Here is a 26,618-nt window from a genome sequence, read left to right on the forward strand (position 1 = left end):
TTTTCAATGATAAGACTAAAACAAACAAAGCTCCACAGGACAATGATCTGAAAAATGTAATTCAGGGTAAATAGCCGCACTTGTTAAGTGAGGGGCTAATGCTTTAGAAGCAAAGTGATAATCAATACGCCAACCCAGATTTTTGGCCCTCGCCCCTGCCCTGTAAGACCACCAAGTATAGTGGTGAGGATTCTGGTTAAAATAGCGAAAAGTATCGATATAACCATTATCAAGAAACCTGCCAACCCATGCCCTTTCTTCGGGCAAAAAGCCTGACGAATTTGCATTACCCTTAGGGTTATGGATGTCAATATCCTGATGACAGATGTTTACATCACCGCTGATAATAATGTTAGGGAGTGTTTCTTTGATTTTATTAATATAAACGAAAAAATCTTCAAGGAATTTCATTTTTATTCCCTGACGTTCGTCGCCCGATGAACCTGAGGGGAAATATGTACTGAACAACGAGAAATGCTCGAAGTCGGCACGTAGCACGCGCCCTTCGTCGTCATACTGTGAAACACCCATTCCACGCACAACTTTCAAAGGTTCAATCTTTGATAAAATAGCTACGCCACTATAACCCCTCTTCTGGGCGGGGTACCAGTAACAATGAAAACCCATTGCTTCAAAAAGCGGAGCTACCAGTTCGGTTTCAGCGAGTTTTATTTCTTGAAAACAAACAATATCAGGGTTGTTGATTTTTAACCAGTCTAACAATCCTTTGTTAATAGCGGCACGAATGCCATTGACGTTGTAAGTAATAATTTTCATATATGTAAGCCAACTTCTTTTCTGAAGTATTCGATAGTGAAATGTTTAAGTAGTTTTTCTTGTGCCAGTAAGTCAAAATTAGGTAATGGCTTTACCAGTTTCCAATGAGGCCAGCCAGCGGCGTCAGTCCCTTCCAGTTCATAATAGCCTCCATAGCTTAAAACCTTGCATATAGCAATGTGCATAAGGTCTTGTTTTTCTTCTTTTGAGAAAAACTTCTTCCCCTGCCCTAGTTCCTGAACGCCTATGATAAACAGCACGCCATTCAAATCGGCTGGTTTTTTACCAAGATTTTGTTTGAGAAACATTAATAATGTTTGCCAGTTTTCTTTTAATTTGTCATCTTCTCCCATGGGGCATCTTTTATATTTTATATACAAACTTAATGAAAGCGTATGAAATGGATAAATCATTTAATAGATATAATCTATCCTAAATGTTGCGAAGCCTGTCAGGAACCGCTTTTAGGAGGCGAAAAGTTGATTTGTACGCATTGTCTTATTAACCTGCCCCGAACAAATGCACACCAGCACCCAAGCGGGGTACTGGAACGCAGGTTCTGGGGTAAAATTCCGGTTACACATACGTTGGCTTATCTGAAATTTACAAAAAAAAGCAAGGTGCAACACTTGTTGCACCAACTCAAGTATAAAGGTAAACCCGAAATAGGCTTGCTACTCGGAGAAATGTATGGCAGAGAATTAAAAGAAAGTGGTTTTAATGAAAAAATAGACCTTATCATAGGCGTGCCACTGAACAGGCAGCGCGAAAAACAACGAGGGTATAATCAGGCCAATTGTATAGCCGAAGGGCTTTCTAAGGGGCTAGAAGTGCCTTTTAATACTACTTCTGTTAAAAGAGGTATAAACACCGAAACACAGACCCGAAAAACGCGTCTGGAGCGTTTTAAAAACATGGAGAGGGCTTTTGAAGTAAATGATGAAGCTGCTATAAAAAATAAGCGGATTGCCATCGTAGACGATGTTTTAACGACTGGTGCTACCCTTGAAGCCTTAGGAAAAGTTTTACTTGAAAAAGGGTGTGCCGAAGTTCTGGTAATTGCGTTGGCTACTGCCGACTAAAAAAAAATCCCTTCTTGCGGAAGGGATTTTTGTAGTAATATTTCTGACGGCTTACAATTTACGTTTTCCTTTAGGGCCAATGGCAATCATGGCGCAACGGAAACCAATAGTAGCAGTTGAAGAATCTTGGTCAAGATAACGGCGTGTACCCGGCGATAACCAGTAGGCTACATCATTCCATGAACCACCTTTATAAACACGTAGTTTGTTATCTATCAATGAATTGAAATTCTTTTTGTCATAAAGGCTTTCTTCATCAAGGTAATCGTTACGACGTATCGGGTTAAGGTCGTTTACATCCTGAAACGAACTTGGACGATACAAGTCAATAACCCACTCGTTTACGTTTCCGGCCATGTTGTAAAGACCAAAGTCATTAGCAGGGAATTCGTAAACTTCCATGGTAATAATACCACCGTCGTTTTGGTGTCCGGCAATACCGGCAAAGTCACCACGGCCACGTTTGTAGTTGGCTAACATAGTACCTTTCTGGCTACCTTTTGATTTACGCATTGAAGAACCATCCCAAGGATAAATACGTTGGCTTGACTGGTTTTCATCCATGTATTGCGTGCCAATCATTGCTTTAGCGGCATATTCCCACTCAGCTTCTGTTGGAAGGCGGTAACTAGGTAATACGTTTCCGGTTTCAATAGCTAAACGGCCACCGCTTTTAGCCTGAGGAGCCTCGGTAGTGAAGGCAGTTCTGTCTTTTTTACCACCTTTAGCTTTCGGACCAAAACGAACAGCCATTTCGTTGTTTACTGCACCTGTTCTCCATTTGCAATATTCAGAGGCCTGAACCCATGAAACACCTACAACCGGATACATACGGAAGCCCGGGTAACGCAGGTATTGCTCAGTAAACTGGTCGTTGAACGACAACTTGTTTAACCAAACAGTGGTATCAGGTAAAGCACTTTCGTAAAACTCTTGTGAAGAGTCTTTTTGTACACTATGCAGATACTCTAACCAGTGAAGGTTGGTAATTTCGGTTTCGTCCATATAAAAAGAAGAAACTGTTACAGTTCTTTCAAGGTTATCGCGTGAGTAGGTTACATCCTCTTCAACAGTTCCCATTGTAAAACGTCCGCCCTCAATATAAGCAAGGTTTGGCCCAGCAGGCTGGCCTTTGAAAGCATTAACCTGAAATCCTTCTTCTTGTTGTGGTTGACCTTTCTTAGGTTTTTTACCTTTTCCCTGTTTAGAATAAGCAATCCCGGTAGCAGTACTGTGACGACCCGGATCGATACTAGTTTTCTTTTTGCTCGAACAACCACTTAGGATAAGCGTAAAAGCCAATGCACCCGTAATCGAACTAAAAAGTAATTTTTTCATTTTCGGAATGATTTTTGTTTATAGAATTCGTTTTGCAAAAATAGGTTATTTTGATAGTAATATCTTAATATTCTGAGAATCAATTCTTTAAGAAAGGCCACTTTTTCCGACAAATCCACTCAATAATACATCTAAATCGTCAATGCTATGAACATTTTCGACAGTAAGAAGAAGTTTAGATTTTATTTCCTTTAGCGAACACCTTTTTGGATTAATTTTAATATAATCAAGAATTCTGCCAAACTTATCTGCCTGAAAATATTCGGTTTTCTCTGAGGAAACGAAATAACATTTTAGGATATTGTTCTTTAAAGTTAATTTTTCGAATCCTAATTGTTCGGCTTTCCATCTGATTCTCACAATTTTAAGAAGGTTTTGCACTTCTTGCGGCAAAGGCCCGAACCTGTCTACAATTGATCTTTGGAATTCCTGTAACTCATCTTCTTTTTCGATGTTATCTAATTGATTATACAAAGAAAGCCTTTCTGAGATATTACTCACATAATTTTCAGGAATAATAATTTGTAAATCGGTTTCTATCTGGCAGTCTGGCAGCCTTAAATCGCTTAAAGTTCCGGTCATGTCTTTCATGAACAAATCCTTAAACTCATTTTCTTTTAATTCCTGTACGGCTTCATCCAGTATTTTATGATAAGTTTCATAACCCAAATCGTTAATAAAACCGCTTTGTTCTGAACCCAGTAGGTTTCCTGCTCCACGAATGTCGAGGTCTCTCATTGATACCTTGAAGCCGTCGCCCAAGTCTGAAAACTCTTCGAGGGTTTGCAAGCGTTTGCGGGCATCTGTCGAAAGCACCGAAATGGGGGGTGTAAGCAAATAACAGAAGGCTTTTCGGTTCGAACGCCCCACCCTACCCCGCATCTGGTGTAGGTCAGACATACCAAAGTTCTGTGCCTGATTAATAATAATTGTGTTGGCATTCGGAATATCAAGCCCTGCCTCAATGATATTAGTCGAAACCAACACATCGTAATCTCCTTCAATAAACTTCATCATGGCTTTTTCGAGGCGGTCGCCGTCCATCTGGCCGTGAGCAATACCTATCTTGGCATCAGGTACTAGCCTTAATATGATATTCGCTACCGATTCAATATCATTTACGCGGTTATGAACAAAATACACCTGCCCACCGCGTTTTAGTTCATAGCTGATGGCATCACGAATCATTTCTTCTTTAAATACGTGTACTTCGGTTGTAACGGGCTGGCGGTTAGGCGGTGGAGTAGAAATTACCGACAAATCGCGTGCGCCCATGAGCGAGAAATGTAAGGTACGCGGAATCGGCGTGGCCGTAAGCGTAAGTACATCAACATTAAGTTTTAGCTCTTTCAGGCGGTCTTTGGCTTTAACTCCAAACTTTTGTTCTTCGTCAATAATCAGAAGTCCTAAATCTTTAAACTCAATATCTTTATTTAATATGCGGTGTGTGCCTATGAGTATATCAGTTTTGCCCTCTTTTACTTTTTTAAGGGTTTCTGAAATCTCTTTGCTTGTTCTGAAACGGCTTATTTCATCTACATTAACAGGCAGTTTGGCAAGCCGCTCGGCAAATGTTTTATGGTGTTGCATAGCCAGAATAGTAGTTGGTACTAGTACTGCCACCTGTTTGCTATCGGCTACTGCCTTGAAAGCCGCCCTGATGGCTACCTCGGTTTTACCAAAACCTACGTCTCCACACACGAGCCTATCCATCGGGTACGCCTTTTCCATGTCTTCTTTTACATCGCTGGTAGCTTTTGCTTGGTCGGGGGTATCTTCATAAAAAAAGGACGATTCCAACTCGGCCTGCATAAAACCATCTTTTGAAAAAGCAAAGCCATGTGCAGCCCGACGCTTGGCATACAAAGCAATAAGTTCTTTGGCAATATCTTTTACCTGTTTCTTTACCCTTGATTTCTTATTCTCCCACTCGGCAGAGCCTAGTTTACTCATTACCGGAGGGGTTCCTTCTTTACCTGTATACTTGGCAATTTTATGTAGCGAGTGAATGTTTACCAGCAGGATGTCGTTGTCGCGGTAAATCAGGCGAACGGCTTCCTGTTCTTTGTCGCCTACCATAACTTTTTCTAGTCCGGCAAAACGCCCGATACCATAATCAATGTGTGTAACGAAGTCGCCGGTTTGAAGAGCCTTTAGCTCCTTCATGGTAAGTGCTTTCGACTTACTGAATTTGTCTCTTACCTTGAAACGGTGGTAACGGTCAAAAATCTGGTGGTCGGTATAGAAGGCAACTTTGGTTTGTTCGTCAATAAAGCCCCCCCGAAGCGAAAGCTGCAAAGACTGAAATTTGGTAAGGGGGTCAATCTCTTCAAAAATAGAATTAAGCCTGCTTAGTTGTTTCAGCGATTCGGCCGAAATGATGGTTGTAAAATGCTTAGCCTGATTTTCTTTGATGTTATCAATCAACCGTTTGAAATCCTTGTTGAACGATGGCTGGTTTCTACTCTGAAACGTAAGTTTTTCGCCATCTTTGAAGTGGGTCTTTGTGCCAAATTCAATAATTTTGAATTTTCGGATTTCAGTAAGCAACCCTCGCCTTGTTTCAAAGAGTTCTTCGGGGCTATCTATTACTTGTATCCCTCCGCTTCGGGCAACTATTTCCTGAAAATGCTGCTCTACTTGTTTAAAACAATCGTCAATTATTTCAAAAACTAAACCTGCGTCTTTTATCCATATATTACTTGTATTACGAATAAAATTAAAAAAAGTCTCACGGGTTTCTCTGATTAACTTATTCTGAACGTCAGGAATAATGTTAATTTGGTTTACCGATTGCATCGAAAGTTGTGACTCCGGGTTGAAAAGCCGGATACTTTCGATGTCATCTCCGAAAAGTTCAATTCTGTATGGGTATTCCGAGGCATAAGAGAAGATATCAACAATGCCACCACGGATCGAAAATTGCCCGGGTTCGTAAACAAAGTCAGTTTTCTCAAAATCGTAAGAAATCAGTAGTTCGGATATAAAGTTGATGTCGAACACCTCCCCTACTTTTACCTGAAGCGTATTGGCTATTAAAGATTTTTTGTTGATTACTTTTTCTGAGAGTGCCTCAGGGTAAGTAACAATCAATAAATTAGCTTTATCATTGTTAAGTTGGTTCAGCACTTCGGCTCTTTGAAGCACATTGGCGTTATCAATTTCTTCATACTGATAAGGCTTTTTATATGACATCGGGAACAAAAATACATTTTCTTCGCCGAGTAAACTTTGCAGGTCATTATAAAAATAGGCAGCATCTTCTTTATCGTTCAGGATAAAAACATTATGCTGTGGATTAAGCTGGTAATTGACTGCTGCTAAAATTGTGTCGAGGCTGCCTGAAAGCCCTTTCAGATTTAATAGATTATTGGCTTTAATACTTTCAACGGCGGTACGAATGAAACTATCTTCACTATAAACTTTCAATAATTCTTTTACTTCCACAGTACAAAATTTTATAAATAAGAAAGGGACGCAAAATGAATTTCTGCGTCCTGAATTTTTATACAAAGTTAAAAAATAAAATCAAACCTGATTTTCCCGAACATGAATAGTTTGTTAATCAGGGGTGTTGGTTATCAAATAAACGTATATATATCGTATTTAGTTTAATATTAAATTTTAATACGAATATTTTATTGTTATTCCTGAATTATCTTAATCAGCTTTTTTAATTCTTCGTGGCGTTCGTCTGAGGCCTCGGGGTATTGCATATTAAGTTTTTTAAGCTCCTGAGCCAATACTTTTGCTACAATCAGACGCATATTTTTCTTGTCATCGGCCGGAATAACATACCACGGGCATTTATGCGTCGACGTAGCATTGATTAAATCTTCGTATGCTTGCTGATACTCTTTCCAGAAACCCCGTTCTTTTACGTCTTGCTCGTCGAACTTCCAGTTTTTAGTAGGGTCTTGTATACGTTCAATCAGGCGTTCGGCCTGTTCTTCTTTAGATACATTCAGAAAAAACTTCACAACCCTGATACCGTTCCGGTGCAGATACGTTTCCAGATTAGTAATATCTTCATAGCGGTTTTTCCAGAGCTTATCGAGGTCGTCGGTCAGTTCAGCAGGTAGCCTCTGGTTTTGGGTTACAATTTCAGGATGTACTTTTACCACCAATACCTCTTCATAATACGACCTGTTAAAAACCGTAATGCTTCCGCGTTCGGGTAATTGAAGTACAGTGCGCCAAAGGAAATCATGTTCCAGTTCGGTTTCGGTTGGGCGTTTAAACGAGTGGCACTTCAACCCCTGTGGATTCACGCCCGAGAAAACAGCTTTCAGAGTTCCGTCTTTTCCGGCAGCATCCATAGCCTGAAATATAACCAGTAAGCCATAGCGGTTGTGTGCATACATCATGCTCTGGAGTTCGTCGAGTTGCTTGTTAAGCTGGCTTAAAGAAATTTCGTAATCTTCTTTATCTTCGTAAAAATCTTTAATTTTGGTTTTGGTTTGAGCAATCGAAAATTTTCCGTCTCCATTAAAGATGAATTCTTCAGTATCAATTTTTTTCATAGTCAGAATATTAAATAAGGAACTGGTGTTTGCTGATTTTGTTTTAAATATAAAACTATGTTTTCCGATAAGGAATTTTTTAATGAGTATTTAATGGTACTTGTGGCCTTTGGGGTATCAGTAATAAAACCCAATGCCCTAATAATTCGTTTATAAATAAAACGTTCATATCAGAAATTTTGTTAAACTTATGAAGATACAATCAATCATTTTGATAGGTGCCGCCATAGGCGCAATGACCCTGTCAGGATATCAAATCAACAAAAAAGACAAACTCATGAATCAAGAGACAGTGCAGGATAAAGCCGTTGCCACTTTCGGAGCCGGATGTTTCTGGTGTGTGGAAGCCGTATTTCAAAGATTAAATGGTGTAACAAAGGTAGAGTCGGGCTATATGGGAGGCACTACTAAAAACCCTTCTTATAAAGAGGTTTGTACGGGGCTAACAGGCCACGTGGAGGTTTGCCAGATAACCTACAACCCACAGAAAATATCTTATGAAGAATTACTGGAGGTGTTCTGGAAAACCCACGACCCTACTACTCTTAACCGTCAGGGAAACGACGTAGGCACACAATACCGTTCGGTAGTGTTTTATCATGACAACAACCAAAAGGCCTTAGCCGAAAAATATAAAGCAGAGCTTAACTCGGCAGGTATTTTCAATGCACCTATTGTTACAGCCATTGAGCCTTCACAAACTTTCTACAAGGCCGAAGATTATCATCAGGATTACTTCAACCTTAATGGTACACAACCTTATTGCCAAATGGTGGTAAGACCTAAAGTAGAAAAATTTGAAAAAGTATTTAAAGATAAACTAGCTAAGAAAAATCAATAAGATTAGCATTATTGCTCAAACTCTTCTTGCCTTATATATATGGTAAGAAGAGTTTTTTATTGGCCCAACTTCATAAAGAACATCTTGCCTCCCTCCTGTTTACATTATCTGTAAGGCTCTCAAACCTATTGTAAAGTGGCTGTCTGGAACACCCACTCTGATGCCCTCTTGAATTATAATTGTTAAAACAATAGAAAAAAATGGTATTTCTGTTATAAAGAAATTAATTTTGCACCCGAATTTTAGTTATAAGTACTTAGTAGTCAGGATAAACACTAAGTTTCATGGCTAAAAGGTAAACAATTATTATACTTTTCATTTCAAAAAATCATGTCTGCATTAGTTGAAACTGCGAGTTTACTCGCTGACAGAATCAACGCGTTGGAAGAATCGGCCACGCTTGGTATGTCGAAAAAGTCGCGCGAATTGGCGGCCCAGGGGCACAAAGTTATTAACCTATCTGTCGGAGAACCAGATTTCAAAACTCCAAAACACATTTGTGATGCTGCCAAGGCAGCCATCGACAACGGTTTCCACCACTACACACCAGTAGCTGGTATTCCAGAACTCCGTAAGGCCATTGCAGACAAGCTCAAGCGGGAAAACAATCTTGATTGGAAACCAGAGAATATTGTTATTTCAACAGGAGCAAAACATTCATTGGCAAATGTAATACAATGCTTAGTAAACCCGGGCGACGAAGTAGTGATACTTGCACCTTATTGGGTAAGCTATTCTGAAATGGTAAAGTTGGCAGAAGGTAAATCGGTAATTGTTGAAGGTAGCTTTGAAAACGATTTTAAAGTAACGCCTCAGCAATTAGAAGAAGCCATTACCGACCGTACTAAAATTGTTATGTATGCCTCGCCTAATAACCCAACGGGGTCTGTATATAGCGAAGCAGAATTGAGGGCATTGGCTAAGGTAATTCAATACCATGAAAATGTGTTTGTGTTGGCCGATGAAATTTATGAGTACATTAATTTTACGGACGAAGGTCATTTCAGTATCGGGTCGGTTCCAGAAATAAAAGACAGAGTAATTACCGTGAATGGCTTTGCTAAAGGCTTTGCCATGACAGGCTGGCGTTTAGGTTACATTGCCGCCCCTAAATGGATTGCCGATGCCGTTGAGAAACTACAAGGGCAGGTTACTTCGGGTACTAACTCAATTGCTCAGCGCGCTGCTGTTGTGGCATGGGAAGATACCTCAGCCCCCGAAATGATGAAACTGGCTTATCTGCGCCGCAGAGATTTAGTAATCAAATTACTGAAAGATATACCCGGCTTCAAGGTAAACGTGCCAGAAGGAGCTTTTTACGCGTTTCCTGATGTAAGTTATTACTTCGGTAAATCAGACGGAACTGTGACCATTCAGGATGCCGACCAACTATGTATGTGGCTGCTCGAAAAAGCACACGTGGCCATGGTAGGCGGTGGTTCTTTTGGCGCACCTAAGTGCCTGAGAATCTCGACAGCCGCTTCTGACGAAGCCCTGACGGAAGCTATGAACAGAGTTAAAGCAGCTTTAGCTACTTTAAAATAATATATAGCACTCCTAAAAAAAGCACTCGGGTAACCGAGTGCTTTTTACTTTATTTTTAAAAGAAAAAGTACAATACTTTTTAAAAGTATTGATAAGCCTAAACTTATTTTTTGCCTTCAAATACAATTCCGAAAGTCCAGCGGAAATCATTGTTTTTACGGCCCTCAACTACAATACTTTCGTAAGAGTTTTCTATGGTGCTTCTGATGCCCGTCCGCTTGGTTATCTGATACCTGAAAATAAGATTACCATTCCAGCGGAAATTCTTTTCGGTTAGGCCGGGCTGAATAAAAAGGGTATGTGAAATATATACCTTGCCATCGGCTAAGGTATACTCACCAAAAAAACGGGTAGAGTTACGCAAAAGATTGCGGTCAGGAAAATTATTGTTTACGACGAAGTCGGTCTGTTCATAAAGCAGAACATTTGTAACCGACAAATAGACTTTCTCTTTCTGAATCAGTTTCAAGCCTACGCCTCCGGCAGCAATAAGGCGGTGGTCTATTTTCCGTAAGTTACTTTTTTCAAAAGAGCCAAACGCCAGATAATACAAGGTTTTTTCATAAAGAACAGTGGTTCGGAAATCAACAAAAGTTTCGCGCTCGGCCAGAACATTATTCTGTTGCCCATAAATGTAAGAAGGGCTTGTCGAAAACTTTAGAAGTTTGTTCAGGTTCCAGTCAAACCCCGAAGCCAATTGAATCAGCGCACGGTTAACGTTTCCAGAGGTATAAGTCCCATCAGCCGAAATCCGGTACCGTATCTTGGTAAAATCATTAGCAGGGGTTTCTTCTTCCTCTTTATCTTCTTCCTCATCTTCTTGCTCTTCCTCAACAGTTGAGGAGTCAGGCGGAATAGTTATTACAGGAACAGACACAGGTTTTAGTGTGTCGGGGTCAGAGGTCTGAGCATTTATTTTGAAATAAAATAAAGAAAAAATTAAGATTAATATTTTTATTTTCATTCTTGTAAGCTTATGAATAAATTTACTAAACTTTGTGTTGTTTTAAATGATTAAACAAAATAAGAATATTTTTAATAAAAAGTTGTAACAAAATCCATACATAGTAGTATATGGTAAGTAATTATCATAATCAATGATTGGCAACAATGGAGGTGGCTAAATATATTTCGGTAATTTTTGCAAGCATGATAAAATTTTTGGGCGGCCCTTTAACAGGGTTGGCACTAAAAATTACATGGATTGAAACCGCCGTTTGCTCGGTGGTAGGGATGATGATAACGGTGTCTCTGATAACCTATTCAGGCGACTACATACAGAGGAGCTTTACGAGAATATTTCAGCGAAAAACAAAAAAGAAAGTTTTTACGAAGTCAACCCGTTTGGCGGTTCGTGTCAGAAGGAAGTTCGGTCTGATTGGTATCTCATTCCTGACACCTATACTTTTTAGTCCAATCGGGGGGGCTATTCTGGCTTTAGCTTTCAGGTATCATAAAGGGGCTATCATGTTTAATATGCTCATAAGCGCGTGTGTATGGGGCATTATTCAGAGCTTGTTTCTGTACTACGCCAAAGACTATTTCTTTAAGTAAAATATAGGTTCATATAAAGCAAAAAGGAGAACGCACACACGTTCTCCTTTTTGCTTTATGGCTTGTATGTTTAAATTTTGGATATTCGCAAGAGTTTCAGTGGCTGCCCGTTCTTACTGATTTCGAGCAGATAATTTCCTGCCGGAAACCCCATGTTGCTCAGGTCTATATAAGCCACGTGTTGTTTTATCTGAATATTTTCTTTTCTGATTGCTATCTTCTTTCCGGCACTAGTATAGACCGAGAAACTCAGGTCATTACCACTTTCTTCAACAGGTAGCTTAACATTGCAGACACGCTCAAAGGGGTTCGGATACGCCTGCCAATTTGCAATGGTATTTTTGGTAGAGTCGGTAGAAGACACCACCGTAAACTGAATAGTTTTAGCCGTAATAAGCGTATCTTTTTTATATGCACCAGCTGTTAGGGTATAAGTACCCACAGGGAATTTTAAACCCCTACCCTCTCCGAACAAATTAAATGGCAGGCGTTCGGATACATTTTTGAATTTATACGGCCCCGATAAATCGAAATGAAAATTAACCGAATCCAGATTGCAACTAGCCAGGATATTCAGTTTTTCGGGCAATGCCTCCAGATATAAAACACGGTTATTGGACATCGCTCCCCAGCCCTCGATGGGTACATCAAAGTAATCGGCCTTAATTAATTCAAAATTGATAGCCGGCGGAATACTCTCAATGTATAAATACGAATCAAGGCTGCCCCCTTTATTATCGTATATTTTGAGCTTGATTTTAACTTTGCCTAAAACGGGTGGCCTGCCATAGAAGCTAAATTCAAACTTATTAAAATGAAGCCAGTTAGGTGCTTCCATCATTTCAATGTAGGCAATGTAGCCGTCGGGGTCAACAAAAAGGTTTTCAGGAATACGGAAAACAAAAGGCTGATTGATAACTATTTGTTGGGTGTATCCTTCATAAGTTACAATCGGAATTAAGTTCGGCCCATCTTGTAATGGTGGTTTCGGAGGGTCTGGTTGTATCACTGGCCCTGAACCCGGGTCTGGATTAGGTTCGGGGTCAGGTAAGTCAGGAAGCGGGTTATCAATAACCTGCTTTTCATGAATAATGTCTTCGTCATAGATTATTCTGATTTTTCTTTTACCGTTGTTCGATTTGTCTTTCCAGTCTCTTACAATGCCCTCTCTGTCGTCAATTAATTGAGAAAGCCTATACTTTACCGAGTCGGCAAATACAATTGGGGGGCTGTCTCTGTTAATCCATGCTACACCTTCCTTTACGGCAGGCAATATTTTTTCAACATCTTTACCGTTATCGTAGTCAACATAAAGCATAATAACCTCACAGCCATAATCAATAGAGCGGTCTACGTAGTCTCTGAGGCTTTCGGCAGTTGCTTGGTCAAAATGTGCAATTTCTGTATAGAACTTTTGTTTGGGAGCCAAGTTACTCACCACGAGGTCGGCCTGAAGTTCTTCTCCCTGAAAAGCATCAATTGAGGTTTTGACAATATCATATTTTTCTGACAGATTCTTGAAACCGAAGGTTCCGCGTAGCAACGAAAGGTTATCGGCAACCCCGCCAAACTCACAGGCTATTTTGTAGGTAGAGTCAACACTTTTAACGGCCTCTGCCATTCTGTCGACATATCCTTTCAGCGAAATATGCCTGAAATAGTACCAGTCTTTGCCTCGCAAGCCTCTGAAAGAATCTTTCGGAGCAAACCAGTTTACATAAGGTTCAACGTCAGGGAAAGTCTTGTAGGTAGTTCCCCAATAGCTATTTAATGTGCGTATGGTCTGGTATTTGGTTTTTGCCCAATCTTTCCATTTTATCATTGACCATTTAGAGTGGTCGAAAATGGCAACATACGAAGGGCTCGGATACTGCTGGTTTTCGTAAGCGTAACCCATTTCCTGTTGTGGTGTATTTACTACCGACATAAACAAAATGTGCCCTCGCTTTTGTAAATCCTTGTAGCGTTCACAAACCTCTTTTACGAACCCTGCTGCTTTTTCGATAGAAGGCTGGTGCGCAAAGCTGAAATGGTTATTATCATAATAGTAAGTTAAAGGTTTGCCCCTGAAATCAACGACTGATTCTTCGGGGGCCCAGAAGCCCGTCGTAGAGGCAATGTGCCTTCCAAGATGAATACGTATGATGAGTTTTACGCCGAGGTCGTTAATAACATGGTTTATCTGGTTATCTATTTGCGCCCAGTTAGGCGTTGAATTTGGTTTAGGATAGATACGGTCCCACATGACAGTAAGGGCCACCGCATTACACCCCGCTTTCACCATTTTGTCCATAGCACCAAAGCCATGATTCATGGCAGTTTCTAGGTTCAGAACACCATGTACAATATATCTTTTAGGGCTTAGTTGAGCAACAGCAGACGAACTGAACCCTAACCAGACAAAAATGGCCAGAATAACAGCAAGGCAGAGGTTGTGGGAGGAGATATTCTTCATTCAATGAACCGATTTAAAATTTTTAAGATACATCATTAAAGTATCTGGTAATTAATACTTATTTAGGTAGTTAAAAATAGCGTTGGTCAGGTAATAGTTTTAGTTATATACATACAAATTTATATAAGTTATGGTAAAAGTGGTTTAAACAAACACAGGAAACGCTAATTTTATTTAAAATACTGCTAATACTTGGTGTACATGGTAACAAAGCCTTCTCGCATTACTAGATAACGAACAGCACTCAAAGAATTACTAGACTACTAATATTATTGTTTTCATAGCTAGATAGCTAAGCAATACGATTTTTATTAAGACGACTTTTTAATAGTAAAAGTTGTAACCACAAAAGTTAAGACTAAGCCATAAACCTACATTAAACCATGAATTAGAAATTTTATATGAATTAATAAAAGCAAGCCTTATTTTAAGCATTAAACCACAATAAGCCATCTATTGTTGTGGCGGGCAGGTAAGTAATTGTCAGGCGCAGGTAATAAGCAAGTGCAAAGAGTATCTAATGTAGATTACAGACAAAAAGAGGGTCTACTCTGTTAGAATAGACCCTCTGCTGTTGTTCAATTTTACTTGTTTATATTTTAGGAGCTTTGCCCGAATTCGAATTATTCAGGTTACTTCTGTTTCGGCTGTATAAGAAATAAATGATGGTACCTAATACACCCCATACAAGGAATGCAATTTTGGTATCAACACGTAGGTTCCACATCAGATAAAGATTACAAACAATACCTAGCGTTGCAATTACAGGCAACAATGGTACTTTGTAAGGGCGTACCAGATTTGGTTCACGCACACGCAGCAACCACACAGCACCGCATATCATGGCAAATGCCAGTAGGGTTCCTGAGCTTGTCATTTCAGATACTTTGTCGATAGGTGTAAATGCGGCTACTAACGACACAATGGCTCCGACAAGAATAGTGCTTTTCCACGGAGTTTTGAATTGTGGGTGAATTTCACGGAAGAACGAAGGCAATAAGCCGTCTTTCGACATACCAAGAAAAATACGGGTTTGTGACAACATCATTACAAGCATTACAGAGGTAAGACCCGCAATAGCTGCAATAGTAATGATATAAACTGCCCATGTAAGACCCTGATCGGCAAAAGCCTGTGCTACCGGAGCTTTTTTGTCGAGGGTATCATATTTAACCATTCCGGTAAGTACCAACGAAACCAATATATATAATAAGGTACAAATAACTAACGAAGCAATAATGGCAAAAGGTACGTCCTTTTTCGGATTAATGGCTTCACCGGCCTGTGTTGAAACGGCATCGAAACCAATATAGGCAAAGAAAATAATACTTGCAGCCGTAACAATACCCTGCAAACCAAAATGTTGCTGACCTTGGTCGTCGATTACTGGTGTCGGAATAAAAGGCGTCCAGTTTGCAGTATCAACAAAAAATGCACCTGCAATAATTACAAAAATAACTACCGATACCTTCGTGATTACAATAATATTATTGGTGCTGGCTGCTTCTTTTATACCTTTTACAAGAATATAAGTTACCAACCATACAATAAGAAAAGCCGGTAAATTCATTGAGAAGCCCATTTCTGGTGCTGCCTGATTGGTAGCTTTAGCAATTTCAACCAATTTTTCATGGGTTGTAAAAGGATCGTTCATGAGCCATACTGGTGGCTCAATATGGAACAGGTGTAAGAATTTCTCGAAATACCCCGACCAGCTAACGGCTACTGTGGTAGCTCCCATCATGTATTCAAGAATGAGGTTCCAACCAATAAACCATGCAAAAAACTCTCCTATGGTTCCGTAAGAGTACGCATACGCAGAGCCTTCAACTGGTAAAATAGAAGCAAACTCAGCATAACAAAGAGCGGCAAATGTACAAGCCAGACCAGCTACTACAAAGGCCACTGCAAGAGCCGGACCCGCCCAGTCATGTGCTGCTACACCGGTCAATACGAAAATCCCTCCACCAATTACGGCACCAATACCAAGCGAAGTTAATTCCCATCTTCCGAGTACTCTTTTTAGTTGGTTATTATTGAAATCAGCTTCATAGGCTGATAATGGCTTCTTACGCCAAATACTTTTTTCCATAAGATTTTTAGAGCTGTTTTTTGGTTTGTTTTAGAAATATATTGCAATATAACGCAAAAAAGGCTTGGATTACCAAACCTTTTGCGCAAAAAACGAAATATTCTATGTAATAATTAATATTTGGGGCAAGATAATTCTTTTTTCAATCGCCTGTTTCTTGTTCGGCTACGTTCGATGGGGTCGAACTGATACGCAATTGAAATCTCGTGTGAGCCTCCGGTTGAAACCCCTAAACTAGAAATAGTGATGTCATAACTATACCCGATCGAGAAGTTGTCCTGACGTACGCCAACCAGAAAAATGAGGGCATCGTGGTTGGTACGGGTAATATCTCTCTTTTTAATAGGAATACCTCTGTACCACATTCCTAAGGTAATAGGCGAATAGGTGGCATAAAAACCTAGGTCCAGTTGGTCGAACTTGCCTTGTCTTTTATATAAAAAAGCCGGAGACACCGAAAACTCGCGGTCAGCATTAGCTGCATTTGAATAAGGGTTAGCCAAAGGTATTTTCAACCCGCCGCTCACACTTAGTTTCATGGGCAGGTATGAATCTATGCCTGTTCCGTTGTTCATAAAGCTAAAAGCTGGCTGATTAATATGGTGTGCGGCAAGCCCTAACCACGAACGGCTATTATAAAATAAGGCCCCACCACTGAAATCAACCATATTAATACTTGGCTGCTTTGTTCCGAAGGGGTCTAGTGTATTTTTTCCTGGAATTAAACCCTGATTATCATATTGGTCGCCGAAGGTTAAGCCCAGATAATCAAGGCTTTTACTGGAATATGTTCCCTGAACCCCCAAACGAAGGAAGTTCTCTTCATTGATTTGTACCTGATACGAATATATACCGCTGAACTCGGTACTTTTTAATCGGCCCGGCCCTTGTGAGTCATTCACAACCAGAAGCCCGATACCACTATTAAGTTTTTCAAGATAATGGTCAACAGAAAAAGACGATGTAACAAAGTTGGCATTAATAGAAGGCCATTGGTTACGGTAGTTGGCTATTAGCCTTGGAGCATAAGCACCACCTGCAAAAGCAGGATTCTGAAAAAGCGGTGCTGCATAAAATTGCGAAAACTGGGGGTCTTGTGCAAAGCCGTTCAGACAAACAAAACACAAAAGGACAATTCGTAAATAAAGTTTTTCCATTGCCAAATTTTATAGCATATAACGATGTATTTCTAAAGCAAATTTCATTCCAAAGCTCATTGTACTGGTTTTACTACAAGGTTTTTGTGTAATATAGCGGTATTTTATAGCACTTATTCACAAAATAACGTTAATATTATCAGATTTGGTGTTTGAGTGTACCTAAAAAGCGGTTTTTCAGCAAAATAGAAATCTTTATGATTTAAAATCAAATATTCTTGTTTCTAAACTCGTTAAAAATTTACAATCAAAACATAAATTTCTAAATTTTTTGTCATAAGTTAGTATTTATAATATTTAACGAAATATGTGGGGTGGTATTGGTACTAATCTAAGGATTTTTTTTGTAGTAGCCTCATTGTCCTATATTCCATTTTCTTCATTTTGTCAGGATTTTTATGTAGGCGGTAAATTGTGTATTGGCTCTCCGGCTGTTCCGGCAGTACCCGGTGCGCCCGCAGCCGACTGTACAGAACCCACCGTTTTTTTTGATACTGAAAAAAATGCCACAGCTTGGCAATGGGACTTTGGCGACCCCTCTACCACTAACGATGTCTCAAATATCCGTAATCCTAAATATAATTACAGTAAGCCCGGTATTTATACTGTTACGCTCATTCGCACAGTTGGAAATGTGCAACAGCCACCCGTAAGCAAAACAATTACAATCAGTACTCCCCCGACCCAACCTAAATTTTTCGGAAAAACCAGTGCCGACACAACCGTGTGCGATGGTAAGAAGGTAAAGCTCGACCCCTACTCTTTGTTAGGTGGCGGCGGTACTGCCCCTAAAGGTGTTTCTTACCTTTGGTTCCCGAAAGGGCAAACTACCCCAACAATTGAGGTCGATTCTGCCGGATGCTATTCTGTTGAAGTTTTTGATTCAACGGGCCAATGCTCGCGCACAGCCAAAATAAACGTTAAATTCTGTTTGCAGCAATCAGGCGGCGGCGGGGCCGAAAAATGGTATTTCGGAAAAGGAGCTACCCTTGAGTTCGGGGTTGCGCCAACATCTACTCTACCCAAAGACACCCTTGCTAACTCGGGTGATTTGTATGGTGACTCAGACACCCCCGACCCTTCTTATATTCCCATTGAATCTTCAAAGGATAATCCCATCGACTCGCCTGAAGGCGTGGCTATGGTATATGACTCAAAAAACAATCTGGTGTTTTATACCGACGGCGTAAAAATTTATGGACGTGACGACAAACCGCTGGCATTTGTGCCTCCGCTCGACAACAGCGATTTAGGCGGTACTAATACCTCTACGCAGTCGTCAATCATTATTCCTAAAAGTTCTTGCAACGAGTGTCCGCATCACCTGTATTATGCTTACACCCTTAATAAAGACACAGGGCTTTTGTCATACAGTATTATTGACCTACGGCGAAACAACGGGCAAGGCGCAGTTGTAGAAAAAAATATTCCGGTAAGTTATTCAACAAGCACTCAAATTGCCGCCCGTAAAACACAGGACGAAACAGGGTTCTATATTTATACGCATGACAGCCAGACCAACGAGTTCAGAATTCTGAAAGTTGACTCAACGGGTACTACCGAAAGGACGCAGGCCGTTGGCATGGCACATTCTGATACAACAGGGTATATGCGGATTTCGTCTGGCGGCGATAAAATGGCCGTGGCCTTTGTAAAGAATGGTAAAAACTATATCGAGATTTTTGACATTAATCCAGAAAACGGTGACCTCAAACTCACGCAGACTATTGACCTCGGGGTGAAAGTACCACCAAGAGTGTATGGGCTGGAGTTCTCGCAGGATGGCGAAAAACTATATACTACCTTGCGTGGCGACCCCTCAAAAGGCGAGAAGTCATATCTTTATCAGTTAAACCTGAACCTCAAAGACCCCGTTGAAATAGCCAGTAAGAAAATTAAAATAGACTCTTCGGCGGTTGATGCCTTTGGAGCTTTACAGATGGGCCCTGTAAATGGGGGAGGCTCGAAGTTTATTTACATGGCTGTTGACGGCAGCGACCAACTCCCGTATATCTCTCAGCCGGAAATAGTAGGCAATGCCAGTATCATAGGTTACATACCTTATAATACAGGTTTAGGAACACCAGTAATAGGCACGAGCCAGTTTGGTTTTCCGAATGTGGTACAGGCCAAACAAAAACAAGATGGCGATGGCCCCAATGCCACTTTTGAGGGTACGTGTCAGGGGCAGCCCACCATTTTTGAAACACAGGGTATTTGTAGCCCTATGAAAGCCAATGTAAGTTGGGACTTCGGCGATGGAGCTACCGGAACAGGAAAGCAAACCTCGCATACTTATGAAAAACCCGGACGCTACATTGTTAAAATGAAAATAGAGGTTTTGTCCGAAACGGTTATAAGTAAAAACGTAAACCTGCCTATATTGGGCGATTTACTCAAAGAAAAATGTAATGACTTTGTTTTTACAGATACCCTTTATATAAAGCCCGCGCCTGTGGTTAACCTGCCCGACTCGGCCTTTGTTTGTGTATTGCGTGGGCAAACAATGGTGCTTGACCCTAAGGCTCAGAATATCTATGACCCTCAGTACTTGTGGCGGCCAACCAACGAAACAACCCCAACCATTACCATAAGTGCGTTGGCAACTTACAGTGTTAAGGTCGATAACAAGTTTGCTAATGGTACTACCTGCGGCACAACCGACAAAGTGTTGGTAAAAGAAGGTTGTGAGCCAGTCTTGTTTGTGCCAGAAGTATTTAGCCCGAATGGCGATGGCCTTAACGATACCTTTACCGTAATTAATGAGTTTATTACTGACTTTGACCTTAAAATATATAACCGTTGGGGAGAAATCATTTTTGAGTCGTTCGAGCCGGAACGTATGTGGGATGGCTCCTACAAAGGCCAGACAATGGCTCCGATGCTGTATGCCTTCGTTATCAGTTACAAAAGTAAGTACTTCCCGTATCGCCCTAAAATAACCAAAACGGGGGGTATCCTGCTGGTAAAATAATATCTTCAATAGCCATACTGTTATTTTTATCTATCTTGCTTTTTCTTTTGGTTTATACGAAAGAAAAACGGAAAATATCGTATATTTGATTGATAAAAAGAGAGAGTTTTCTCAAAGAATTCATGCGAAAAGATTATATAAAAGGAGATAGTGAAGCTCTTTCACCAGGTGAAAAAGAAATTGAAAAAGCCCTTCGACCGCTTTCGTTCGACGATTTTACGGGGCAGGATAAAGTGCTTGAAAACTTGAAAGTGTTTGTGCTGGCAGCCAAACAAAGGCAAGAGGCTCTCGACCATGTACTATTACATGGCCCTCCGGGTTTAGGAAAAACAACCCTGTCGCTCATTATTTCTAACGAGTTAGGTACAAACATTAAAATAACCTCAGGCCCTGTGCTGGACAAACCCAGTGACCTCGCGGGCTTGTTAACAAACCTTGACCCTTTCGACGTACTGTTTATTGATGAGATACATCGCCTGAATCCGATTGTAGAGGAATACCTCTACTCGGCTATGGAAGATTATAAGATTGATATTATGCTCGATTCCGGCCCGAATGCCCGAAGCGTACAAATTAGCCTTAATCCCTTTACGCTGATAGGTGCAACCACCAGAGCCGGATTACTTACTTCGCCACTCAGAGCCAGATTTGGTATCAATTCCCGTCTGGAATATTATGATGCCGAGTTGCTTTCAAAAATTGTAAGGCGGTCGTCATACATACTCAATACTCCTATTAGCGATGAAGGAGCTTTTGAAATTGCCCGCCGAAGCCGTGGCACACCACGGATTGCCAATAACCTGCTCAGACGTACCCGCGATTTTGCTCAGGTAAAAGGCGACGGCAAAATTACCCTCGAAATTGCCGAGATAGCCCTGAAAGCATTAGATGTTGACCACGACGGCCTTGACGATATGGACAACCGTATTTTACAGACCATCATCGAGAAATTTAAAGGGGGGCCAGTGGGCTTGTCAACAATTGCTACGGCAGTAGGAGAGGAGGCCGAAACTATTGAAGAAGTATACGAGCCTTTTCTGATTCAGGAAGGGTATCTGAAACGTACGGCTCGTGGTCGTGAAGCAACCGAAAAAGCCTATAAACACCTGAATATTGTTCCTAAATACAAAATGGGAGAGTTATTCTAGAAAAAGGCATCTTCAAAATGAAGTATCTCGAAAGGCGGGCCAATAGTAATGGCTATAATATCAAAACGCACATTGCCGCGCCAGCCTTTCTGAAAAATATAGTTTTCGGCTGTTTTGATAATCAGGCCAGCTTTTGATTTTGAAATGGTTTGCTCAGGAAAACCATGATTTGTTTCCGTACGCGCCCGCACTTCTACAAAAAACAACCAGTTTTCTTTTTGGGCAATAATATCAATTTCTCCTTTCCCGAAAACATAATTTCTGTCGAGAATTAAATAGTTTTTCTCTAACAAAAATTTTTCGGCCATTGCTTCTGCCTTGTTTCCAAGTTCGTTATGAAGTGCCATTAGCGAAAAAGAAGAAATAAATAGACTTGCTTAGGCTAATTCGGCAATAACAGTTTCTCCGCCCACGGGTCTGTCGTCGATATTAACCAGAATTTTTGCATCAAGAGGTAAAAATATATCAATCCTTGAGCCGAACTTAATAAACCCGAACTCAGTGCCTTGCTCTACTTTCTGCCCTTCTTTTACATACCAGCATAAGCGGCGTGCCAAAGCTCCGGCTATCTGACGGAACAACACTTCGGTGCCGTTTTCATGCTTTACTACAATGGTAGTTCTTTCGTTGTCGGTGCTTGATTTAGGATGCCATGCCACCAAGTATTTTCCGGCATGATATTTAAAGTAAGATACAATGCCCGAAATAGGGTTGAAATTGATATGCACATTCACGGGCGACATAAAAATTGAAACTTGTCGGCGAGGAGTTTTAAAATATTCGGTTTCTACCACTTCCTCAATTACAACAACCTTACCGTCGGCAGGGGCAATCACGTGTTTAGGGTTCACAGTGGTTACACGGGTAGGTTTCCTAAAAAACTGAAGAATAATAATCAGGAAAACAAAACTTACCCCTAACAGAATATTATGAACAAGGGTGTTGTCGGGTAAGAAATACCTTACTACTCCGTTAAGAATTACTAATCCGATAATTGTTAAAGCAATGGTTCCTGTGCCTTCTTTATGAAGCGTCATGGTCAGTATGTTTGGTTTTTTAGAATCACAAATATAATGAAACAATGTTTTTACGTTATCTTCACGGCTCAAATATTTCTCTTACTATGTGAATAAGCTGTGGATAACTAGGTGTTTCACGTGGAAAACTTTCAGAAAGCGTATGTATAACTTGTTTTTTTGGCAAAATTGGTCTCGAACAGAAAAATTAATATTTCTCCTTTTTTTTATAATACTGCTTATAGCAGTGGCAATGTTAGGGGTGCATTGGTACTATGGGCTTGGTAATGTATTGCACTGGGACACCCTCAGCGAGCTTGACGAAATACCAACCATAGCCGATTCTTTTTCAGACGGGCAATTAAAATATACCATCAATGGCAATGCCTATTTGGTTAAAGAGCGGTTTCTGGCTTCAACCATGCAAGTTAACACCGTGGCCACATACCTGTTTTTAGGGTGCTTTGTCATAGGGCTGAATATGCTAGTAGCGGCGTTTTCGTCAGTATCGCGCTATTGGTTTTTAGGTGGCATGATAATTCTGGCAGGGGTACTCGTTACTTTACGCTTCGAGAATATCTTCAACACAACCAATCAGGCGGCCTTTCTGATAGCTTTCGCTGCTTTTGCGGGTCTGGCATTTTATTTCAATAATTTTGCCACAAAAGCCAGTTTCCTGAAAAAATTCCTGAGTTTTTCGGGCATAACTTTACTAACGGCTGGTATTATTGCTTACTATGCAAAATCAAGCCATCCTTTTTTATCCATAGCAGCTTACGGGTCTTTGGGAGCAATTGTGCTTACAGTGTTATTTATCTTGCTTGTAGCGCACGAAAACGTTGCTTCATTGGTATGGGTTGTTTCTAATTCAGGTATAAAAGGAAAAAGTTCACTTGGGCAGTTTTTGATAATTTCGAGCATCTATCTGTTAAATGTCCTCCTGATTTTCCTGAAACAAAATCTTTATATTGACTGGAGTATTCTGGCCATAAGTCCGATTCTGTTTTATCTGGTTTCTACCATACTGGGTATCTGGGGTTTCAGAAATGCCAGCGAGGAGTCGGCAAATTTCCAGTTCCGCACCATAGGTAGTTGGGTATATTTAGGTTTGGCCATTATTGCTACTGCAACGCTTGGGCAGGCTTATGCCACAGGTAATGACCCCCTCACCGATGCGTTCGAAAACTTTATTGTTATTGCACATCTGGTAGTAGGTTTTGCGTTTTTCCTGTACGTTATTCTGAACTACATACAGGCTTTGCAAAAAGGCTTGCCTATACACCGCATTTTATATAAACCACAGTTCATCGAGTTATCGTTGTTTCGTTTAGGGGCGGTGGTTGGTATTGTAACGGTGCTTTCGCTGAAACACTTTTATGCCTATTATGAGGTATCGGCGGGTTATTACAACAATATAGCCGATTATTATAAATCAGTTAACGACCTGCCCTATGCCGAGGCATTTTATAAAGAAGCAACCCATTCGGATGTGCGCAACCATAAATCTAACTACTCGCTGGCTACTTTGGCGATGGAAATGAACGACAAAGAGAATACAGGATTATTTCTGAAAAACGCACTCGAAAAAAATCCTAGCCCGTATGCTTATGCGGGTTTAAGCAAGATATTTCAGGAAAAAGATATGTTTTTTGATGCACTTTTTACATTGCAGGCAGGGGTAAAGAAATTCCCTGAGAATCAGCAGATACTCACAAATCTGGCATGGCTTTATGAGAAAACCAAAGTCATAGACTCTACGCGCCATTACCTGCAACTAGCACAGAAGCATTGCACAAACTGTGAGCTGGCCGAAGCTAACCTGTTGGCATTCCGGCTGAAATATAACAGGCAGGACACCCTCAGCAACGTAAAAGACAAAAGTACTTATGTAGGTTTGCTAGCTAACCAAACGGCTGTTTTAAACGCTACGCATAAACCAGAAAAGGCCGAAATCAGATTAAATGCCGATTCTGCCCTTAATGTAAGCCAGTTTGCAGTATTATATAACCTTTCTACATTTAATAACCCTTTATTTACTTACTCAAGTAATACGCTCCGGCGTTTACAGCTTAAAGCCGTTAATCAAGGCTTTTTTGAAGATTTGGAATACGCCATTGCCTGTCAGAACTATTACCGCGAAGATAAACTGGAAGGGTTGAAGCAACTGGCTATTCTGGCAAACGATTCTACCCGAAAAAAACAACTCTATAATCAGGTGGCCGGAATGTGGTATTTACAGCAAGGAGTATACGAAAAAGCCCTTGTGCATCTGGGTAAGGCCGGCGATAAAAGTTCGGTTGAGGTTTTGCAAAAACAAGATTATCAATCAACCATCCGTGAGTATCAAGAAGTACAGGCAGAAGAACTGCTAAAAAATGCCAGCAATAAAAAAGACTTTGATAATGCGCTAAAAATAAGCCCTTTAAACCCTTATCTATTAAAGAAAGTTGTCGATTTTTACAACCAGCAACTAAAGCAACCTAACCAAGCATATACACTGCTGTTTAACGCCCTGCAACTCAACGAAAACAGTATAGAATTATGGAAGTTATATGCCATACAATCGCTGAAAATAGGCTTGGAAAACTACGCCGACGATGGCCTGAAAAAGCTTCAGGTCTTAAGCACTCCTACCGATTATCAAGCGTTTCTTTCCATCTATCAAGCCCAAAAAGCATTGATGGAAAAAAACAAGGCTGGCTTTGAATGATAAAATATATTTGAACTTGAATTAATAAAAACTGCCCCGACAACTTTTATTAATACATTTACTCACTCATTCATAATTGCTAATGAAAATAATCGAGACTACCAATATTTCTAAACGCTACATTATGGGTAGCGAAATAATTGATGCCTTAAAATCAGTTACTATTTCGGTCAATAAAGGAGAGTACGTAGCATTTATGGGACCTTCGGGGTCGGGTAAGTCTACGCTCATGAATATCATTGGCTGTCTGGACTCACCCACAGCAGGGCAATACATTTTGAATAACAAAGATGTAAGCCGCATGAGTGAAAACGAATTAGCCGAAGTAAGAAATAAAGAAATCGGGTTTGTGTTTCAGACCTTTAACCTCTTGCCCCGCCAGTCGGCACTCGAGAATGTAGCCCTTCCGCTTATTTATGCCGGTTATACGAAGTCTCAACGAATCGAAAAGGCCATGAGTATCCTCAAAAGTGTTGGGCTTGAAACACGTGCGCATCATAAACCGAATGAGCTTTCGGGTGGGCAACGCCAGCGTGTAGCCATTGCCAGAGCATTGGTAAACGACCCCAGTATTCTGCTGGCCGATGAGCCAACGGGTAACCTTGATACGAAAACATCGTATGAAATCATGGAGTTGTTCGACCAGCTTTATTCAAAAGGAAATACCATTGTAATGGTAACACACGAAGAAGACATTGCCAAATACTCACACCGGATTATCAGGCTTCGTGATGGTTTAATTGAATCGGATAAAGTAAACACAAAACCAACAAACCCTCGTGAAATGGCTAAGTTGTTTGCCGAAAAAACAAAAGAATAATTTTCAGGGTTTATTCTTAAACTAAATGTGTCCTTTTTTCGTTAATACCCATATACCATAAATAACTAATTTTAAAATCAGACTATGAAAAAAACATTATTACTCCTTTCTTTCTTGTTTTCGATTACTTCTTTAACATTTGCTCAAAAAGCCAGCCCACATGTAACGGCTGAAAGTAAAAACGTAAAAGTTACTTACGGACAACCTTCTAAAAAAGGACGTGTAATTTTTGGTGGATTAGAAAAGTTCGGAACAGTATGGAGAACAGGTGCCGATGAAGCAACTGAAATTACTTTTCTTAAAAATGTAAAATTCGGTGGTAAATCAATCAAAGCAGGTACATACACACTCTTCTCTAAACTAGGAGAAAAAGAGTGGACAATCATATTAAACAGTGAGTTGAAACAGTGGGGTGCTTATAACTACGATAAAATCAAAGATAAAAACGTAGCAGAGGTAACAGTACCAGTAAAAAAACTGGACCAACCACTTGAAAAACTTACAATCACTACTGATGATAAGGTTTTAACCATCGCCTGGGATACTACAAGTGTAAGTGTTCCCATGGAGTTTTAGGGTTTAGGTA

General features: G+C 40.4%; 20 protein-coding genes. 9 read left to right on the forward strand and 11 right to left on the reverse strand.

Annotation, left to right across the window (positions count from 1 at the left end):
• Positions 1–15: 15 nt before the first annotated feature.
• Both WAA15_RS13580 and WAA15_RS13585 read right to left on the reverse strand, forming a co-directional pair.
• On the reverse strand, positions 16–777 hold the full coding sequence (locus WAA15_RS13580) for an exodeoxyribonuclease III (RefSeq protein WP_337043321.1): 762 nt from the start codon (positions 775–777) through the stop codon (positions 16–18).
• A complete protein-coding gene (locus tag WAA15_RS13585) occupies positions 774–1,130 on the reverse strand; it encodes a hypothetical protein (RefSeq protein ID WP_337043322.1) in 357 nt (118 codons plus the stop codon). Before WAA15_RS13585 ends, WAA15_RS13580 begins: the two co-directional genes overlap by 4 nt.
• Before the next feature lie 42 nt (positions 1,131–1,172).
• Between WAA15_RS13585 and WAA15_RS13590 the strand changes: the two genes are divergently transcribed.
• Positions 1,173–1,859 carry a ComF family protein gene (locus tag WAA15_RS13590; RefSeq protein WP_337043323.1) on the forward strand — a complete coding sequence of 229 codons (687 nt, stop codon included), beginning with the start codon at positions 1,173–1,175 and terminating at the stop codon, positions 1,857–1,859.
• Between the two features lie 51 nt (positions 1,860–1,910).
• Here WAA15_RS13590 and gldJ read toward each other — a convergent pair whose 3' ends face one another.
• From gldJ to WAA15_RS13605, 3 genes are all read right to left on the reverse strand, one after another.
• Complete coding sequence (gene gldJ, locus WAA15_RS13595) at positions 1,911–3,197, reverse strand: gliding motility lipoprotein GldJ (protein ID WP_337043324.1); 1,287 nt, start codon at positions 3,195–3,197, stop codon at positions 1,911–1,913.
• A gap of 87 nt (positions 3,198–3,284) precedes the next feature.
• Complete coding sequence (gene mfd / locus WAA15_RS13600) at positions 3,285–6,644, reverse strand: transcription-repair coupling factor (RefSeq protein ID WP_337043325.1); 3,360 nt, start codon at positions 6,642–6,644, stop codon at positions 3,285–3,287.
• A gap of 197 nt (positions 6,645–6,841) precedes the next feature.
• Positions 6,842–7,720 carry a polyphosphate kinase 2 family protein gene (locus tag WAA15_RS13605; RefSeq protein WP_337043326.1) on the reverse strand — a complete coding sequence of 293 codons (879 nt, stop codon included), beginning with the start codon at positions 7,718–7,720 and terminating at the stop codon, positions 6,842–6,844.
• Positions 7,721–7,910: 190 nt separating this feature from the next.
• Here WAA15_RS13605 and msrA point away from each other — a divergent pair, with 190 nt between their 5' ends.
• Both msrA and WAA15_RS13615 read left to right on the forward strand, forming a co-directional pair.
• On the forward strand, positions 7,911–8,561 hold the full coding sequence (gene msrA, locus WAA15_RS13610; RefSeq protein WP_442892801.1) for a peptide-methionine (S)-S-oxide reductase MsrA: 651 nt from the start codon (positions 7,911–7,913) through the stop codon (positions 8,559–8,561).
• 330 nt (positions 8,562–8,891) lie between these two features.
• Entirely contained in the window at positions 8,892–10,106 is a 1,215-nt protein-coding gene (locus tag WAA15_RS13615) for a pyridoxal phosphate-dependent aminotransferase (protein WP_337043327.1), read from the forward strand.
• A 103-nt stretch (positions 10,107–10,209) separates the two neighbouring features.
• On the opposite strand, the gene WAA15_RS13620 is transcribed toward WAA15_RS13615, so the two are convergent.
• Positions 10,210–11,070, reverse strand: a complete 861-nt coding sequence (locus WAA15_RS13620; RefSeq protein WP_337043328.1) for a DUF481 domain-containing protein — start codon at positions 11,068–11,070, stop codon at positions 10,210–10,212.
• Positions 11,071–11,255: 185 nt separating this feature from the next.
• Here WAA15_RS13620 and WAA15_RS13625 point away from each other — a divergent pair, with 185 nt between their 5' ends.
• Positions 11,256–11,660 (forward strand): hypothetical protein, encoded by a 405-nt coding sequence (locus WAA15_RS13625; protein WP_337043329.1) that lies wholly within the window; start codon positions 11,256–11,258, stop codon positions 11,658–11,660.
• 70 nt (positions 11,661–11,730) lie between these two features.
• On the opposite strand, the gene WAA15_RS13630 is transcribed toward WAA15_RS13625, so the two are convergent.
• The 3 genes from WAA15_RS13630 to WAA15_RS13640 all read right to left on the reverse strand — a co-directional run bounded on the left by WAA15_RS13630 (position 11,731) and on the right by WAA15_RS13640 (position 17,364).
• Positions 11,731–14,115: a T9SS type A sorting domain-containing protein gene (locus WAA15_RS13630; RefSeq protein ID WP_337043330.1), complete on the reverse strand. Its 2,385-nt coding sequence runs from the start codon at positions 14,113–14,115 to the stop codon at positions 11,731–11,733.
• Positions 14,116–14,707: 592 nt separating this feature from the next.
• Positions 14,708–16,207, reverse strand: a complete 1,500-nt coding sequence (locus WAA15_RS13635; RefSeq protein WP_337043331.1) for an APC family permease — start codon at positions 16,205–16,207, stop codon at positions 14,708–14,710.
• A 113-nt stretch (positions 16,208–16,320) separates the two neighbouring features.
• The gene (locus WAA15_RS13640; RefSeq protein WP_337043332.1) at positions 16,321–17,364 is read right to left on the reverse strand and encodes a PorP/SprF family type IX secretion system membrane protein; all 1,044 of its coding nucleotides are present in this window, start codon (positions 17,362–17,364) and stop codon (positions 16,321–16,323) included.
• 307 nt (positions 17,365–17,671) lie between these two features.
• Here WAA15_RS13640 and WAA15_RS13645 point away from each other — a divergent pair, with 307 nt between their 5' ends.
• Both WAA15_RS13645 and ruvB read left to right on the forward strand, forming a co-directional pair.
• Positions 17,672–20,338 (forward strand): PKD domain-containing protein, encoded by a 2,667-nt coding sequence (locus tag WAA15_RS13645; protein WP_337043333.1) that lies wholly within the window; start codon positions 17,672–17,674, stop codon positions 20,336–20,338.
• A gap of 122 nt (positions 20,339–20,460) precedes the next feature.
• Positions 20,461–21,486: a Holliday junction branch migration DNA helicase RuvB gene (gene ruvB, locus WAA15_RS13650; RefSeq protein WP_337043334.1), complete on the forward strand. Its 1,026-nt coding sequence runs from the start codon at positions 20,461–20,463 to the stop codon at positions 21,484–21,486.
• Here the strand turns inward: ruvB and WAA15_RS13655 are convergent.
• Together WAA15_RS13655 and WAA15_RS13660 are read right to left on the reverse strand one after the other, a co-directional pair.
• Positions 21,483–21,833, reverse strand: coding sequence for a YraN family protein (locus WAA15_RS13655; RefSeq protein WP_337043335.1), 351 nt, complete (start codon positions 21,831–21,833; stop codon positions 21,483–21,485). The genes ruvB and WAA15_RS13655 overlap by 4 nt on opposite strands.
• A gap of 30 nt (positions 21,834–21,863) precedes the next feature.
• A complete protein-coding gene (locus WAA15_RS13660; protein ID WP_337043336.1) occupies positions 21,864–22,523 on the reverse strand; it encodes a phosphatidylserine decarboxylase family protein in 660 nt (219 codons plus the stop codon).
• Between the two features lie 226 nt (positions 22,524–22,749).
• On the opposite strand from WAA15_RS13660, the gene WAA15_RS13665 reads away from it, so the two are divergent.
• The 3 genes from WAA15_RS13665 to WAA15_RS13675 all read left to right on the forward strand — a co-directional run bounded on the left by WAA15_RS13665 (position 22,750) and on the right by WAA15_RS13675 (position 26,608).
• A complete protein-coding gene (locus tag WAA15_RS13665; RefSeq protein WP_337043337.1) occupies positions 22,750–25,212 on the forward strand; it encodes a tetratricopeptide repeat protein in 2,463 nt (820 codons plus the stop codon).
• An 82-nt stretch (positions 25,213–25,294) separates the two neighbouring features.
• Positions 25,295–26,032: an ABC transporter ATP-binding protein gene (locus tag WAA15_RS13670; protein ID WP_337043338.1), complete on the forward strand. Its 738-nt coding sequence runs from the start codon at positions 25,295–25,297 to the stop codon at positions 26,030–26,032.
• An 84-nt stretch (positions 26,033–26,116) separates the two neighbouring features.
• On the forward strand, positions 26,117–26,608 hold the full coding sequence (locus tag WAA15_RS13675) for a DUF2911 domain-containing protein (RefSeq protein WP_337043339.1): 492 nt from the start codon (positions 26,117–26,119) through the stop codon (positions 26,606–26,608).
• Positions 26,609–26,618: the final 10 nt, after the last annotated feature.

It is taken from the genome of Emticicia sp. 17c (genome assembly GCF_037153985.1).
GTDB lineage: Bacteria > Bacteroidota > Bacteroidia > Cytophagales > Spirosomataceae > Emticicia.